10 protein-coding genes and 1 pseudogene are annotated in these 16,162 nt (G+C 70.9%); 4 read left to right on the top strand and 7 right to left on the bottom strand.

Features of this window, described 5'->3' with window-relative positions; all coding sequences use genetic code 11:
* Positions 1-47 precede the first annotated feature (47 nt).
* From ABZ070_RS03185 to ABZ070_RS03165, 5 genes are all read right to left on the bottom strand, one after another.
* Positions 48-1,097: a LacI family DNA-binding transcriptional regulator gene (locus ABZ070_RS03185; RefSeq protein WP_356629322.1), complete on the bottom strand. Its 1,050-nt coding sequence runs from the start codon at positions 1,095-1,097 to the stop codon at positions 48-50.
* 124 nt (positions 1,098-1,221) lie between these two features.
* Positions 1,222-2,280, bottom strand: a complete 1,059-nt coding sequence (locus tag ABZ070_RS03180) for an ABC transporter permease (RefSeq protein ID WP_356629320.1) — start codon at positions 2,278-2,280, stop codon at positions 1,222-1,224.
* Positions 2,277-3,251, bottom strand: coding sequence for an ABC transporter permease (locus ABZ070_RS03175; RefSeq protein WP_356629318.1), 975 nt, complete (start codon positions 3,249-3,251; stop codon positions 2,277-2,279). Before ABZ070_RS03175 ends, ABZ070_RS03180 begins: the two co-directional genes overlap by 4 nt.
* On the bottom strand, positions 3,248-4,969 hold the full coding sequence (locus ABZ070_RS03170; RefSeq protein WP_356629316.1) for a sugar ABC transporter ATP-binding protein: 1,722 nt from the start codon (positions 4,967-4,969) through the stop codon (positions 3,248-3,250). The genes ABZ070_RS03175 and ABZ070_RS03170 overlap by 4 nt, the downstream gene beginning before the upstream one ends.
* A 184-nt stretch (positions 4,970-5,153) precedes the next feature.
* The gene (locus ABZ070_RS03165; protein ID WP_356629314.1) at positions 5,154-6,239 is read right to left on the bottom strand and encodes an ABC transporter substrate-binding protein; all 1,086 of its coding nucleotides are present in this window, start codon (positions 6,237-6,239) and stop codon (positions 5,154-5,156) included.
* A gap of 541 nt (positions 6,240-6,780) precedes the next feature.
* On the opposite strand from ABZ070_RS03165, the gene ABZ070_RS03160 reads away from it, so the two are divergent.
* The 3 genes and pseudogenes from ABZ070_RS03160 (at position 6,781) to ABZ070_RS03150 (ending at position 13,021) form a co-directional block, all read left to right on the top strand.
* Positions 6,781-10,047, top strand: a complete 3,267-nt coding sequence (locus tag ABZ070_RS03160; protein ID WP_356629312.1) for a LamG-like jellyroll fold domain-containing protein — start codon at positions 6,781-6,783, stop codon at positions 10,045-10,047.
* Positions 10,048-10,357: 310 nt separating this feature from the next.
* A complete protein-coding gene (locus ABZ070_RS03155; protein WP_356629310.1) occupies positions 10,358-11,875 on the top strand; it encodes an FUSC family protein in 1,518 nt (505 codons plus the stop codon).
* 97 nt (positions 11,876-11,972) lie between these two features.
* Positions 11,973-13,021: pseudogene (locus ABZ070_RS03150) on the top strand (lactonase family protein).
* Between the two features lie 144 nt (positions 13,022-13,165).
* Here ABZ070_RS03150 and ABZ070_RS03145 read toward each other — a convergent pair.
* Both ABZ070_RS03145 and ABZ070_RS03140 read right to left on the bottom strand, forming a co-directional pair.
* Entirely contained in the window at positions 13,166-14,086 is a 921-nt protein-coding gene (locus ABZ070_RS03145) for a hypothetical protein (RefSeq protein WP_356629308.1), read from the bottom strand.
* A 99-nt stretch (positions 14,087-14,185) separates the two neighbouring features.
* Entirely contained in the window at positions 14,186-15,190 is a 1,005-nt protein-coding gene (locus tag ABZ070_RS03140; protein ID WP_356629306.1) for a BadF/BadG/BcrA/BcrD ATPase family protein, read from the bottom strand.
* A gap of 114 nt (positions 15,191-15,304) precedes the next feature.
* Between ABZ070_RS03140 and ABZ070_RS03135 the strand changes: the two genes are divergently transcribed.
* Complete coding sequence (locus tag ABZ070_RS03135; protein WP_356629304.1) at positions 15,305-15,982, top strand: uracil-DNA glycosylase; 678 nt, start codon at positions 15,305-15,307, stop codon at positions 15,980-15,982.
* The last annotated feature ends 180 nt before the right edge of the window (positions 15,983-16,162 follow it).

The raw sequence follows: 16,162 nt of genomic DNA, 5'->3' as shown, positions 1-16,162 counted from the left end.
GTGGCGAGCGGTGTCCGGATGGAGCGCGGTCGGTGGGAGCGTGTCCGCTACCCCGTGGGAGGCCCGTCGTCCGCCTGAGCGCCCGTCCGGCCGCCGGCGGTCGACTCCCTGACGATGAGGCGGTAGCCGGGCCGGATCCGCTGGGCCCCGGACACCGGCTGTCCGGCGAGTCGCTCGACGAGCCGGTCCACGGACAGGCGGGCGATGGCCTGTTTGTCCGGAGAGACGGTGGTGAGGGTGACGGTGCCGTAGCGGCTCTCCTCGATGTCGTCGAAGCCGACCACGGCGACGTCCTCCGGAACCCTCAGGCCGCGTTCGGTGAGGGTGCGCATCGCGCCGATGGCGATGAGGTCGTTGTAGGCGAAGACGGCGTCCGGCCGTTCGCCGCGTGCCAGCAGGACCGCCATGGCCGCGGCGCCGTCGGCGCGGCCGTAGCCGTCCGTGGCGACCACCAGGCGCTCATCGGGTTCCTGACCGGCGGCCGCCAGTTCCTCCCGCCACCCCCGCAGCCGCAGGTGGGCGGGCTGGCGCTCACGGCCGGTACGTGAGCCGAGGAAGGCGATCCGCCGGCGGCCGAGGTCCAGGAGGTGCCGTACCGCCGTCCGCGCCGCGGACACGTTGTCGATGGCGATCTGGTCGTAGGGCGCCTCGTACTCGCGCTCGCCGAGCAGTACGAGCGGCGAGGTCTCCTGGCGGCCGGTCAGGTCGGCGGTCTCCAGGTGGATCGGGCTGAGGATCAGCCCGTCGATCACGTGCGAGCGGAACTCCTGGCAGACCAGGAGCTCCCGTTCACGCAGCCCGGCGGTGTGGTCGACGAGAACGGTGTAGTCGTGCCGGGCGGCGGCGTCGATGACCGCGCCCGCCAGTTCCGCGAAGTACGGGTTGCCGAGCTCCGGTACGGCGAAGGCGATGATGCCGGTGCGCCCCTTGCGCAGATGGCGGGCGGTGAGGTTGGGGCGGTAGCCGAGCTCGTCGATGGCCTGCTGCACCTTGGCCCGCATGCGCGGGGTGACATGGGGATAGTTGTTGACCACGTTGGACACGGTCTTGATGGACACGCCCGCCCGCTGCGCGACGTCCTTGAGGCTGACGCCCACGGCACTCCTTGTGTTCGGCGTTGTCCGGCCTCGGCCGGACGGGACCGGGCTCGGCGGTGTCCGGGCTCGGGAACGATGCGCCGGGCCCCGGCGGGCTTGCGCCCGCTCAGGTGCCCGGCCGGATTCAGGCCGTTCTGCGACTTCGCGCCAGATACCGCTGCGCCACCACGACGAGAATGAGGAATCCGCCGCTGACCACGGACTGGTACGAGGAGTTGAGCGAACCGATCTGGTTGATCAGGTTCTGGATCACGGCCAGCAGGAGCACACCCCACAAGGTGCCGCTGACGGATCCGGCGCCGCCGACGAGGAGCGTTCCGCCGATGACGACGGCGGCGATCGCGTCGAGTTCCATACCGACACCGATGATGGTGACGCCGGAGGACAGCCGTGCCGCGTTGATCGCGCCTGCAAGACCGGCCAGCAGCCCGCTCATCAGATAGACCGTCATCTTCACCCGGGCGACCGGCAGCCCCATGAGAGTGGCCGCGTCACTGCTGCCGCCCACGGCGAACAGTGTCTGCCCGAACGAGGTTCGCTGCAGCACGACACCACCCACACCGAAAAGCACGAGAGCGATCAGGATCGGATGGCCGAATCCCCACACGCTGCCCTGCCCCAGCGCGGCGAACGCCGAGTCCTTGGGGACGAGATGGGTGGTCGCGCCCTCGTCGGTGATGGCGAGCAGCAGCCCGCGGGCGCCCAGCAGGGACGCGAGCGTGACGATGAACGGAGCCATGCCCGCCCGCGCGATGAGCAGTCCGTTGAGCGCGCCGATCGCCCCGCACACCGCGAGCGGCACCAGCAGCGCCGGCAGCATGCCGTACTGCGACGCCCAGGCGGCCAGCACGCCGCCGAGGGCGAACACCGAGCCGACGGACAGGTCGATGCCGCCGGTGATGATCACCAAGGTCATGCCCAGCGCCACCACGGCGAGGAACGACGCCTGCACCGTCACACCGCGGGCGTTGTCGAGGGTGGCGAACGTCGGGTAGACGAAGGAGGCGACCACCACCACCATGAGCAGGACCGCGAGCACACCCTGACGCTGGACGAGCGCGGCGAGGCGCTCCCTGCCGGACGCTTCGGCGGCCGGTGCGGGACCGGGGCCCGCGTCCTTGCCCCAACGTTCGGCACTGCGGATACCGGCTCCCGAAGAGCCGAGTGCTGACATGAGTTTCATCGGGCGCGGCGCTCCCGTGCGACGTAGACGGCGACGATGATGATGGCCGCCTGAGCGATCTGGGCGGTCGAGTCGGGCAGGTCGTGCTTCACGAGCGTCGCGCGCAGCAACTGCATCAGCAGCGCCCCGGCGACGGTGCCCAGCACACGGATGGAACCGCCGCTGAGCGGTGTCCCGCCGACCACCACGGCGGTGATCGCGGACAGCTCCATCAGGTTGCCCAGCGAGGAGGGATCGCTGGCGGTGAGGCGGGCCGTGGCGAGGATGCCGGCCAGTGCCGCGAGTACACCGCACAGGACGTAGACACCGGTCAGGACCCGCTTCACCGGCAGGCCCGCAAGGGCCGCGGCGGGGCGGTTGCCGCCGATCGCGACGACCTGCCGTCCGAAGGTGGTCCGGTGGACGAGGAAGGCCACGGCGAGCGCCAGCACCCCGGCGATCAGGACGACCAGCGGGACACCGAGGAAGCTGCCGGTGCCGAGGGCCAGCAGGTCGGGGTTGGTGATCTGCTTCAGCTGCCCGTCCGCCATGACCAGGGCGATCCCGCGGCCACCGACGAACAGGGCGAGAGTGGCGACGATGGGCTGGAGTCCCACCACGGAGACCAGGGTGCCGTTCACCGCCCCGACCACGGCGCCGGCCAGCAGCGCGATGAGCAGGGCCGGCACCAGCCCGTAACCGAGATAGAGCGGCAGCAGCGCCGCGGCCAGCGCCATCGCCGAACCGACGGACAGGTCCACGCCCTCGGTGCCGATCACCAGGGCCATGCCCAGCGCGACGATGACGACCGGGGCGACCTGGATCAGCTGGGTGCGGAGGTTGTCGACGGTGAGGAAGTGCTCGGTGAAGGTTGCGTTGAAGACCAGGAGTGCGGTCACCGCCGCGTACACGCCGTACTCCTGGAACCAGGCGGGTCCGGGCAGTCGCGACAGGCGGCGCCCCGGCGCCACGGTCGGGTGGGTCGTCGTCATCGGGGGCTCTCCTCGGCGGCCGAAGCCCGGGCGGTCGTCCGGGCAGGTGGCGGGGAAGGGGTGCGGGCCGGTTCCGGTCCGTGCGGACCGGTGCCGGTGCAGCCGGTCTCCGCGCCCGCGCCCTGCGTCGGTGCCGCGGGCGGGACGGCGGCGGGGGAATGGTCGGCGAGCACCTCGAGCAGGGCGCTCTCGCAGACCTGATCGCCGGTCAGCTCGCCTGCCGTTGCACCTTGGCGCAGCACCACGATCCGGTCGGACCCCTCGATGAGTTCCTCGATGTCGGAGGAGATCAGCAGGACGGCCAGCCCTTCCTGGGCGAGCTCGTCGATGAGCGTCTGCACCTCGGCCTTCGCGCCGACGTCGATGCCGCGGGTCGGCTCGTCGAGCAGCAGCACCTTCGGTTCCAGGCAGAGCCACCGGGCGAGAAGCACCTTCTGCTGGTTCCCGCCGGACAGTTCGCCGACCTTCTGTTCAGGGCCTGACGCCTTGATGCGAAGGCGCTTCATGAAGATGTCGACGATGCGGTCCTGCTGCCTGCGCGAGACGATGCCCGCGCGCGAGAGCCGTGGCAGGGCGGCGAGCACGATGTTCTCGCGTACGGAGAGCCCGGGGACGATGCCCTCCGCCTTCCGGTCCTCCGGCAGGAGGCTGATCCCGGCGCGGATGGCACTCGCGGAGGAGGTTCGGCGCAGCACACGGCCGTCGACGGTGATCTCTCCCGCGTCGAGAGCCAGGGCGCCCGCCAGCGCCTTGGCACTCTCGCTGCGTCCCGAACCCAACAGGCCTCCAAGACCCAGCACTTCGCCGGGATGGAGGTCCAGGGACACTCCCTCCAACTGGTGCCTGCGGGTCAGGCCGGTCGCCGTGAGGACGGGCCTGCGGGCGATGTCGTGCCCCTGTTCGCCGAAGCTGGTCACACCGTGCCGGCGGACCTCGGTGATCTCCCGGCCGAGCATCATGGACACCAACTGCATGCGTTCCAGGTCGGCCAGGTCGCCGGTGTGGATGTGCTTGCCGTCGCGGAGCACGGTGACGCGGTCGCAGATGCGGTACAGCTCGTCCATGCGATGGCTGACGTAGACGACCGCGATGTTCTGCCGGCGCAGATCGCCGATCACCCGGAACAGCGTCTCCACCTCACGCGGTTCCAGCGACGAGGTGGGTTCGTCCATCACCACCACCTGGGCCTTGACCGACACGGCACGCGCCAAAGCGACCATCTGCTGTGTTCCGACGCCCAGGGTGTGCAGGGGCCGACGCGGGTCCACGGTGACGCCGAACCCTCCCAGCAGGGCCGCTGCCTCCCGGTGCATGCGGGTGAAGTCGATCAGGCGGAGACGGTTCCTGGGCTCGCGTCCGAGGAAGATGTTGCGTGCCACGCTCATCAGCGGAACCAGGTTGACCTCCTGGTAGATCGTGGAGATTCCGGCCTGTTGGGCTTCGAAGGGGCGGGCGAAGTGCACCTGTTCGCCCGACAGCCGCAGTTCGCCGCCGTCCGGGCGGTGGACGCCGGTGAGTACCTTGATCAGGGTGGACTTGCCCGCACCGTTCTCGCCGACGAGGGCGTGGGTCTCTCCCGCGCGCAGGGTGAACGAGACGTCGTCGAGGGCGACCACGCCGGGGAAGCGTTTGCTGACGCCGCGAGCCTCCAGCACCGTCGGCGTGGCCGGCGACTGTGTGCCGGTGGCCGCGGACGCTGCCGCTTCGGGGGGTGCCATGTGCCTGGCCTTCCGGAGATCGTGTGGGTGGTTCCCGGGCCGCCACGGCATGAGTTCACCGTGGCTGCCCGGAACGGCCCGCCCGCAGCGGCGGGCCCTGTTGAAACAGCGTCCGAGCGACAACAGCCCCCGCGCGGCGACACGGCCGTGCCATGACGACGCCGGAGCGCCGGCGAGGGCGCGGTCAGTAGGCTCCGCCCAGGGATTCCTCGGCGTTGGACTCGTCGTAGGCGCGGTCGCTGATGATCACGTTCTCGGGGATCTCCTCGCCGCCGTAGAACTTCTGCGCGGTGGCGAAGGCGAGCGGCCCGAAGCGCGGGTTGGACTCGATGACCGCGTTCAGCTCGCCGTTGGCCAGCGCCTGCACGGCGTTGCGGGTGCCGTCGATGGAGACGATCTTCACGTCCTTGCCCGGCTTCTTGCCGGCGGCCTTGAGGGCGGTGACGGCGCCCAGGGCCATCTCGTCGTTCTCCGCGTACACGGCGGTGATGTCGGGCTTCGACTGGATGAGCTGCTCCATGACCTGCTGGCCCTTGTCGCGGGCGAACTCGCCGGTCTGCTGGGCGACGATCGTCAGACCGGGCGCCTCGGCCGCGACCTGGTCGACGAAGCCCTTGGTGCGGTCGGTGGTGACACTGTTGCCCGACGAGCCGAGCAGGATGGCCACCTTGCCCTTGCCGCCGGTCGCCTTGATCATCGCGTCCGCGGCGCGCTTGCCCTGCTCGACGAAGTCCGAGCCCAGGAAGGCCAGATAGTCCTTGCAGGCCGTGGCGTTGACCTTGCGGTCGATGGTGAGGACGGGGACCTTCTTCGCCGCGGCAGCCTGGAACGCAGGCTCCAGACCGTCCGAGTTCAGCGGTGCGACGATCAGGAACTGCGCGCCCTGGGCCAGCATGTCCTGGATGTCGCTGATCTGCTTGGACAGTTGGGACTGGGCGTTGGTGGTGAGGAGCTTCTTCACGCCGAGCTTGGCCGCCTCGTCCTTGATGGACTGCGTCTCCGCGATACGGAAGGGGTTGGCCTCCTTCTCCGACTGGGAGAAGCCGACGACGGCGTTCTTGAGGTCGAGCTTCGGGGCTCCGTAGGTCTTGAGCGAACAGCCGGGGCCGGAGCTGCCCTCAGGCGTCTTCGCCGCCTGGGCCGCCTGGCTGCTGTCGCCGCCGGCGTTGCTCGGGGTCTCCGACTTCGCGCAGCCGGACACGGCGAGCGTCGCGGTGGCGGCAAGCAGACAGGCGACGGCGAGCGTGCGAGATCGCTGCGGGATGGTCATCTCAGGGCACTCCTTGGCGGGGGTGACAGCACCGCGCAGTGGCGTGCGGTCGGGCGGCGTGGGTATGGAGAGTCAGCCTGTTCCGGAACCCGGCAGGCTCGGTCATCACTGCTCTGACCTGGGAAAAGGAAGGCGCTATGGAACCGTGCCGTGGTGGGCGGCGCTGGATTTACAACGTTATATAGCCGGTGGAGCGCGTGCGGCAAGAGTGGTGCGCGACGTTTAAGAAATGATCTGGCGTCAGGTCCGTTGCACGGCAGGGGCGTTCCGCGGCGCACGCGGAGGTCGGGTGCTGCGAGGGGGCTGGACAGCCGTCGGGCGGCGTGCTCTCATTCCGCTGCACACAGTTTTCCAACGATGGAACAACCGGCTGGTGCGCTGTCGCCCGCCGCTGTCCGTGCCCGGTGTCCGCCATGCACGACGCCCGGACAGAGCCCGCATCGTCACTTCGCCGAGGCCTGCCGCTCACCGGCCCGGGTCTCGTCCGCCGCGCCCGTCGCTTCCGGGTCCGGCTCCGATCCCTCACTACGAGGAAGATTCGATGACAAGACGAAACGCCCGCCCCCGAACCAGAATGTGGGCGCTGCTCACAGCGGCCGCCCTGGTGCTGCCGACGACCAGCCTGATACCCACCGCGTCGGCCGCAGAGCCGGCCGGCAGCGTGTCCGCGACCGCCGCCGAGAACGCCGCCATCGAGGTGCACGGCCTGAAGGGCGAGTACTTCAGCATGTCGGCGCCGGGAGCCCGGGACTTCGCCGAACTCGGTGGCACCTCGCTCGATCCGCAGATCAACTTCCCGGGTCTCACGACCACTTTCGAGACGCTGACCGGCCGGGGCGAGCACACGACCGCCCGCTGGACCGGCCAGATCGAGGCGCCGGTCACCGGTGACTACACGTTCTACGGCATCGGTGACAACGGCTTCCGTCTGTTCATCGACGGCAAGCCGGTCATCGATCACTGGGTGCCCGACTGGGACAGGGAACAGACCAGCGCACCGGTCGAACTGACCGCCGGCCAGAAGTACGACTTCCGCATGGAGATGTTCCAGGATGTCGGCGGGGCGAACATGTTCCTGCGCTGGTCCACGTCCACCATGCCCAAGCAACTCGTTCCGGAGACGGCGTTCACCCCGCCCGCCGACTTCGAGGTCTACCCCGTGGAGTTCTCGGTCGCCGAAAACGGCCGGCGTCTGCGGGCGCGTTTCGAGAAGAACGTCGGTGACATCGCGGCGGTCAAGGATCACCTGAAGGTGGAGGCCGACACGACGGCCATGCCGATCGAGTCGGTCGCCGTCGCCTCGGGCGACCGGAAGTCCCTGATCGTCACCCTCGCCGAGCCGATCCAGAAGAACCAGCTGGTCAAGGTCACTTACGACGGCCAAGGCGGCCTGAAGGCCGGCGACGAGACCGTGCCGCAGATCATCCGGTCGGCACAGAACGCCTCCACCCACCGGCTCACCACCACGTGGGGCGACAACCTCGACGAGAAGAACCCGCTGCCCGAGTACCCGCGCCCGCAGCTCGTCCGTGGCAAGTGGAAGAACCTCAACGGGCCGTGGCAGTTCAGCGGTGCGGCGGCAGGCGAGAAGCCGGTCTTCGGCAAGAACCTCGACGAGAAGATCATCGTGCCGTTCCCGGTCGAGTCCCAGCTCTCCGGGATCGAGCGGCACGAGGACCACATGTTCTACCGCAAGCTGGTCGACGTGCCCAAGGGCTGGAAGGTCGGCAAGGGCAATCGGCTGAAGCTCAACTTCGACGCCGTCGACTACCAGGCCCGCGTCTGGGTCAACGGCAAACAGGTCGCCGAACACACCGGCGGCTACAACGCCTTCAGCGCCGACATCACGGACGCCGTCGAGGGGACCGGCCCGCAGGAGATCGTGGTCGCCGTCACCGACACCGGCGGCGCCAACCAGCCGATGGGCAAGCAGTCCACCAACCCGGGCGGCATCTTCTACACCCAGTCGTCGGGCATCTGGCAGACGGTCTGGATGGAACCCGTCGCCGACACCGCCATCGACAACCTCGTCACCACACCCGACATCGACACCAGCAGCCTCGCCGTGACCGTCGAGTCCGACGACGCCTCGTCGCAGGCCCGTGTCGAGGCCGTCGCACGCGATGTCCGCGGAAAGGTCGTCGGAAGGGTCAGCGGGCCGGCGAACAGCAAGCTGCGCCTGCCCGTGGCCCGACAGCGTCTGTGGAGCCCGGACGACCCGTACCTCTACGACCTCGACGTCAAGCTGACCGACGGCAGGTCGACCGACAGCATCGACAGCTACTTCGGCATGCGGAAGATCGGGATCGAGAAGGTCGGCGGCTTCCCGAAGCTGGTGCTCAACGGAAAGCCGATCTTCTCCCTCGCCACGCTCGACCAGGGCTTCTGGCCCGACGGCCTCTATACCCCGCCCAGCGACAAGGCCCTCGCGTTCGACCTCGAGGCGCACAAGAAGCTCGGCTTCAACGCCGTCCGCAAGCACATCAAGGTGGAATCGCCGCGCTGGTTCCACCACGCGGACAAGCTCGGCCTGCTGGTCTGGCAGGACTTCGTCTCCGGGAACATCACCAACGAAACGGGTCAGAAGGCCTTCGTCGACCAGGGCCGGGAGATGATGCGCCGGCACCACAACTCGCCCTCCGTCATCGGCTGGATCGTCTTCAACGAGGGCTGGGGCGAGTGGAACCGCGAGGAGACCGGCCGCATCGCCGAGTCCGTCAAGGCCGCCGACCCGTCCCGTGTCGTCAACGCCCACAGCGGTGTCAACTGCTGCAACTCCAAGGGTGACTCGGGCAAGGGCGACATCATCGACCACCACGACTACAACAACACCGACCCGGCCTTTCCCGACGGGAAGCGGGCCGCCATGGACGGAGAGCACGGCGGCTTCACCCTCCGCACCCCCGGACACATGTGGCCGGGTCCCCCGACGGTGATCTACAGCGGCGTCGCCGACAAGGACGCCCTCACCCGTAAGTACGTCGAGAACACCGAGAAGTACTACCTCGAGGCGGCCGGGGCCGAGCTGTCCGGCTCGGTGTACACCCAGATCTCCGACCTGGAGAACGAACTGAACGGCCTGTACACCTACGACCGCCGGGAGATCAAGATCGACCCGGTGAAGGTCCGCGAGATCAACCGCAAGATCATCGCGGCCGGCGCCGCCGCCGGTGAGCGGGACGAGCTGAGCGGCGGCGGCTCCTGGGCCCTCGACGAGGGCCGGGGCACCACCGCACGCGACGACGGCCCGGGCAACAAGCCCCTGACACTCACGGAGGGCACCTCCTGGACCCCGGGCGTCAGCGGCAGCGCGCTGAAGTTCGACGGCCAGGGCCAGTACGCACAGACCGAGGGCCCGGTGCTCGACACCACCAAGAGCTACTCCGTCTCCGCCTGGGTCACGCTCGACTCGGTCCCCGGCAACTACGCGACCGCTGTCAGCCAGGACGGCAGGCGCCAGGAGAACCCGTTCTACCTGCAGTACGGACAGGGTGCCTTCGCGTTCAGCACACCCGGCGGCAACCGCGCCCGCGTGGAGACCACGCCGGAACCGGGCCGCTGGTACCACCTCGTCGGAGTGCGGGACACCGCGAGCAACGACATCAAGCTGTATCTCGACGGCACGCTGGTGGCGACCGCCGCAGCCGGCCCGGCCGACGTCAGCACCGGCCCCCTCTCGGTCGGCCGCGCCAAGTGGGGCGGCGGCAACGTCGACTTCTGGCACGGCGGGATCGACGACGTGAAGGCCTACGACAAGGCGCTCACCGCCGAGGAGGTGAGCGCCCTCCACGCCGAGTCGCAGCCGTAGCCGCATCGGCCCCCGAGATCCCCGGCGAGGGTCCACACTCCGATCGCCGGGGATCTTGCGTTCGCCGGGGACCGTGCGCACCGCTCCCGCTTCTCGGTCCGGATCCGGCCGGAACGGCCGGGTACCCCTGGCTGTGGTCCATTGGCACGCATCACCACCCAGGGGCCGGGGCTCGTTGTGTGCCAATGGCACAGTCGAGCGAGGCCCGGTTGAGCCACGTGGCCCCCGGATGGTGTCATAGGGGCATCAATGGCGCTGCGGACTCCGCGGCGCCTTTTTCATGCCGACGTCGAACCAGGGGCGGGATGCAGTGCTGAAGAGGATGTTCGTGGCTCCGGACCCGGGGCGGCTGCGACTGCGCAGTGCCGTCCGGGCCGTCCTCGGCACCGGCCTGGCCGTGGCGGTGTGCGGCCTGACCGGCCACACGCTCAACGCGGTCGTCGTCGGCGGCCTCGCCGCGCTCCTCGCCCTCTTCACCGTCACCGACTCGACGGTCCGCGGTCAGATGATCACCACCGCGCTGCTGCCCGTCGTCGGCCTTCCCGTACTCGCAGCGGCGGCGTTGTTGCACGACCACGCAGCGCTGCGCGACGCCGTCTTCCTCGCCGTGGCGGCCGCGGGTGTGTACGTCCGGCGCTGGGGCCCCCGCGGCCACTCCCTGGGCGTCTTCGCGTTCATGACGTTCTTCGTCACGCAGTTCCTCCACACCGCCCCCGGGCAGCTGCCGGAGCTGTACTCCGCGGTCCTCCTCGCGGTGACCGCCTCGTCGCTCGTCCGCTTCGGCGTCTGGTGCTACGAGAAGAACGCCACGCCGCTCGTCGTGCCCGCACCCCCCGGCGGCCGTGGAGTGGCCCGCACCACCACCCGGCAGGCCGTACAGGTGGCCGCCGGCGGGGCGTTCGCGCTGGTCGTCGGCCAGCTCGTCTCCGGGGACCGCTGGTACTGGGCCGTAGGCGCCACGTGGTGGATCTTCGTCAACACCGCGTCGCGCGGCGAGACCCTGGTCCGCGGCTTCCGACGGGTCCTCGGCACACTCGCCGGCATCGCGGTGAGCCTCGTCGTGGCGGTGCCTCTGCACGGCGAGGCGGTCCCCACCGCCGCCCTCGTCGCGGTCTGCGTCTTCGGGATCTTCTACACCGCCGCCGTCTCGTACACCTGGATGATGCTCGCCGTGACGGTGATGGTGGGCATGCTCTACGGGCTCCTCGGCGTGCTGACCCCGGCCCTGCTCGCGCTGCGTCTGGTCGAGACAGGCGTCGGAGCGCTCGGCGCCGTGCTGGCCGTGACCTTCGTGCTGCCCGTCACGACCCACGCCACCACGAACGCCTGGGTCGAGCGCGCCCTCCACTGCGTACACGGCTGCACCACCGCCGCGGCCCGCCGCATCGCCGGCGACCCGGACGCGGACCCGGCCCCGCTCGCGGCCGAGCTGGAGGCCCTGCTCGGCCGCGCCCGGCTCTCCCTGGCCCCGCTCGTGCATCCGCTCAGCCCGCTGCGGGCCCGCAAGGTCCGTGCCCGGCAGGTTCTCGCGCTGCTGGACGACTGCGCGCGGGAGGTACGAGGCCTGGCCGCCGTCGCAGCCGACCCGGACGCCTCCCATGACGCACGCCTCTTCGATGCCTGTCGGCGCGTCGAGGCCGCACTCGTCGCACTGGTCGGGTCCCGCGGTCCCCTCCCGGCACCCGTCCTCGCCCTCGGCACCGGCAGCGCACGGGTACGCCCGGGCGGGGAAGCGGCGCTGAACCACCTGCACAGCCTGGAACGGGCGCTGGCAGACCTCGCCGTGCCCCTGCGCAGCTGTCCCCGGTCCTCGCTCGCCGGCTCCTGACCGGGACGGCCGCCTACGAGCCCGACTCCCCTCGATTGGTATGGACCAGCTGCTACCGTCCGGCGTGGACCGTGCACGCTGAAGAGGGGACAACGCAATGGCCGACCAGAGCGCAGGGCGGGCCTTCATCGGATCGTTCACCTCGGCGGGCGGGCGGGGGATCGTCACCGCCGCTGTCGACCTCGAAACCGGAGCCCTGACCGAGACCGGGGCGAGCGGCGCCGTCCCCGACCCCTCGTACCTCGCGGCGGTGACAACGGCAGCCGGAACCGCCCTCTACACGGTCTCCGAGAGGACGGACGGGGCAGTGGCGGCGTTCGACGTGACCGGGGCCGCCCCGCGCCCGATCGGCGAGCCCATGCTCGTCGGAGCTGAGGGCCCGACACACCTCGCGGTCTCCCAGGGGCACCTGCTCACCGCCAACTACGGCTCCGGCAGCGTCAGCGTCCTGCCCATAGGCACCGACGGCGCTCCCGGGCCCGTCGGCGGCGTCATGCGGCACAAGGGCAGCGGCCCCGTCCTGGACCGCCAGGACGCACCCCATGCCCACCAGGTGCTGCCCGACCCGTCCGGCCGTTGGGTGCTCAGCGTCGACCTCGGCACCGACTCCGTACGGATCTGCGCGCTCGACACCGCGGCGGACGCGCTGGTGCTCCACGGCGAGACCGCGCTGCGCCCGGGCACCGGGCCGCGCCACCTCGCCTTCCACCCGGCCGGGCGCCACGCCTACGTGCTCGGTGAACTCGAGCCCACGGTGACCGTCTGCCGCTGGGCGCGGCGGCCGGGACCCTCGAACCGGTCGGCCAGACCGCCGTGCTGCCGGCCGGCACGACCGGCCCCGCCTACCCCTCCGCCTCGGTCGTCTCACCCGACGGCCGCCGGATCTGGGCCGCGGTCCGCGGCCACGACAGCATCGCCGTGCTGGACCTGGACGAGACGGGGGAGCGGGCGCACCTGGTCACCACGGTCCCCTGCGGCGGTCACTGGCCCCGCGACCTGGCACTGGACCCGACGGGCCGCCGTCTCTACGCGGCGAACGAGCGCTCCGGCGACGTGACCTGGTTCGTCGTCGACCGGACCACCGGCATCCCGCGGCGAACGGGCTCGCTGACCGTCCCCGCGGCATCCTGCGTCGTCTTCGCCTGACGTCGCGGAGCCACGGACAGCCCGGACGCGGCAGCCGGGCGTCGTGGAGACGGCACGCAGGGCCCGTACCGGGGACGTTCGTCACCCGCTGCGGGCCCTGCGTGTCGATGCTCCTGCCCGGCCGCGACAGCCGTACCGGTCACGTCAGCGAGGCTGCGCCCCCTGGGGCTGGGGCGCGATGCCCAGCGCCGTGGTGTACTGCGACAGCACCAGCTTGCCGATGGCCGGGTACGCGCCGAGCGCCTCGGCGGCGGCACAACCGGCCTCCTTCGCCGCGGCGTCGAGCAGACCCTCCGGCAGTTCGGGTCCGACCAGGTACGGGGCGAGCGCCAGCTGCACCGAGCCGGAGCCCCTCAGCTGCTCGGCGATGGCCGAGACGGAGCCAGGCTCGTCGAGCGCGGCGGCCATCACGGGCACGGCCAGGCGCGCGGCGAGCAGCATGCCGGTGATCCCCGCGGCCTGAACGGCCTCGTCGCCGCCGACGGTGGCGAGGATGATGCCGTCGGCCGCGGTTGCCACGGTGAACAGCCTCGCGCGGTCGGCGCGGGCGAGACCTGCCTCGGAGAGGCGGACGTGCACGGCCTCCGCGAGCAGCGGGTGCGGGCCGAGGACGTCGGTCAGCTCGGCGGCGGCGCGGCTGTCCATGACCGCCTGCCGGACGCGGCGCATCAGTGCGTTGTCCGGGCCTGCCAGCAGCGGCACCACGACGGCGGCGGGGCCCTCCGGCTCCGCGACCTCACGGCCGGCGGCCTTCGCGATCTCGTACCGCTCGGTACGGAGGCCGGCGGTGTGCGCGAGCACGGTCTCCAGCGTGGGGTACTCGGTGCCGTCGCCGTCGAGGTAGCCGATGCCGACCTCGAGGCCGGGCAGCTCGGACCGGGCGATGCTTATGACCTCTTCGGCCAGGCTGCGCGTCGTGGGCGTCGGGGCGCCGGGCACAGCAAGCACGAGGGCGGGTGCGCCCTCGGGAGCCGCCACGGGCTCCGGGCGACGGTGTCGCCCGGACTGGCGGGGTCGCGGCATTCGTACAGGCAGGCCGGGTGCAGGCCCGGTGGAGGAGCTCATGGCGCCGCATGCTACTGGTTTTGGGGCTGCGGCTGTTCGGGGAGGGGGCGGTCGCGCGTCATCTGTCCATATTTTTCCGCTTGACTCTCTGTGGAGGTCTCACCCCGTTCTGTCGGGAACGTGCAGCAGGGTCGGATGGGTCGGCAGGCGCAGCGCGTCCTCCGCGAGGGCTGCCGCCAGCCGCAGGGCCCCGAAGAGCGGATCACCGTCCGCGGTCACCTGGCGGGCGTGCGGCAGCTGCCCGGCCAACTCGGCGCGCAGAGGGGTGAGAAGAGGCTCGCCGAGCTTCAGCAGCCCGCCGGTGAGGGCCACTTCGCAGTCGCCCGGCACTTCGCCGGGCAGCGGGCACACCGCCGCGGCCGATTCGGCGATGTGCCGCGCGGCCTGCTCGAGGATGCCGGCGGCCACCGGGTCGCCGGGTGCGCACCGGGCGACCTCCGGGGCGAACGAGGCAAGCACCGCCGGCCTGTCGGTTCGGGGGTAGAGCAGCCCTGGCACCTCCCCGGCCGGGCCGAGGACCGACTCCATACGTTCCAGGAGTGATGCCGAGCCGCCGCGCCGCCCGTCGTACGCCCGCAGTGCGGCTTCGAGGCCGGCTCTGCCGATCCACGCTCCGCTTCCGCAGTCGCCGAGCAGATGCCCCCACCCGTCGGAACGGCGCCAGGCGGTCAGGTCCGTGCCCAGCGCGATCATTCCGGTGCCGGCGGCGACCACGGCACCGGGCCGCCCGTCGAGAGCTCCGGCGTAAGCGGTGACCGCGTCGGCGGCGAGGCCCACCCGTCGTACGCCGAGCGCGCTCTCCAGCGCCGCGGGCAGCTCGGCACGCAGTCGGCCGCCCAGCGTCCCCATTCCCGCCGCTCCGACGACCACGGCCGACAACGTGCCGCTCCCGGCCCGCTCCAGCAACGCCCGCGCCATCGGCACCAACTGGTCGAGCATGTGCCCCGCGTCGATCCCGTCGCCGCCGGTGCGCACCGGTTCGCGGGAGGCGGCGGTCTCGGCGTGCTGGAGCTCCGCGGCGGCGGCGAGGGCCGCACGCAGACCGGAGCCGCCCGAGTCCACACCGAGCACCAGGCTCACGGGCGACCGCCCAGGCGATCTCATGAACCGACTCCAGAAAGAAGAGGGACGACGACGGCAGAGAGCCTATCGCCGGCTTCGCCCCCGTGGGACCTGTGTGTCCGACCGGGTGTGCGTGGGCCGGTAGGGTGACGTGCTGTGGCAGCACGACCGTTGAGTGAACTGGTGGAGCCCGGCTGGGCCGAGGCGTTGCGTCCCGTGGCGGGGCGTATCGCGGCGATGGGAGACTTCCTGCGATCCGAGATCGCAGCGGGGCGCACCTACCTCCCGGCGGGGCAGCATGTACTGCGCGCCTTTCAGCAGCCCTTCGACGACGTCCGCGTCCTGATCGTCGGTCAGGACCCGTACCCCACCCCCGGAATGGCCATCGGCCACAGTTTCGCCGTGGCGCCGGAAGTCGGGCGTCTGCCCGGCAGCCTGGAGAACATCTTCCGGGAGCTTCACACGGATCTCGGCCTGCCGCGCCCTTCCAACGGAGACCTGACGCCCTGGACCCGTCAGGGCGTGCTGTTGCTCAACCGTGCGCTGACCACGGCACCCAGCAAGCCGGGCGCCCACCGGGGCAAGGGCTGGGAGGAAGTGACCGAACAGGCCATCCGCGCTCTGGCCGGACGTGGCAGGCCGCTGGTGTCCGTGCTGTGGGGGCGGGACGCACGCAATCTGCGCCCGCTGCTCGGTGATCTCCCTGCCATTGAGTCGGCACATCCATCACCCATGTCCGCGGACCGCGGCTTCTTCGGCTCCCGGCCCTTCAGCCGCACCAACGAGTTCCTCGTCCGCCAGGGAGCACAGACGGTGGACTGGCAGCTGCCGTAGGGCCAAGCCGGGGCATGACCGCAAGGCTCCCGGTGGCCCCGATGGGCCGTCCGCAGTAACCGGCCGTCACGGGATCCCTCGACCGGTTCTCCTTCTCCACCTGCGCTTTTCCCCTTCGGTGGTCTCCGGCGGGGGTGAACTGGGCGTGCCGTTGCGGGCGATCGTGCCGAGTGTTGTGTA

Origin of the sequence: Streptomyces sp. NPDC006283 (assembly GCF_040613325.1) — a bacterium.
Lineage (GTDB): Bacteria > Actinomycetota > Actinomycetes > Streptomycetales > Streptomycetaceae > Streptomyces.
Note: the sequence above shows the minus strand (reverse complement) of the source record. Positions and strands in the feature narration are given on the sequence as shown.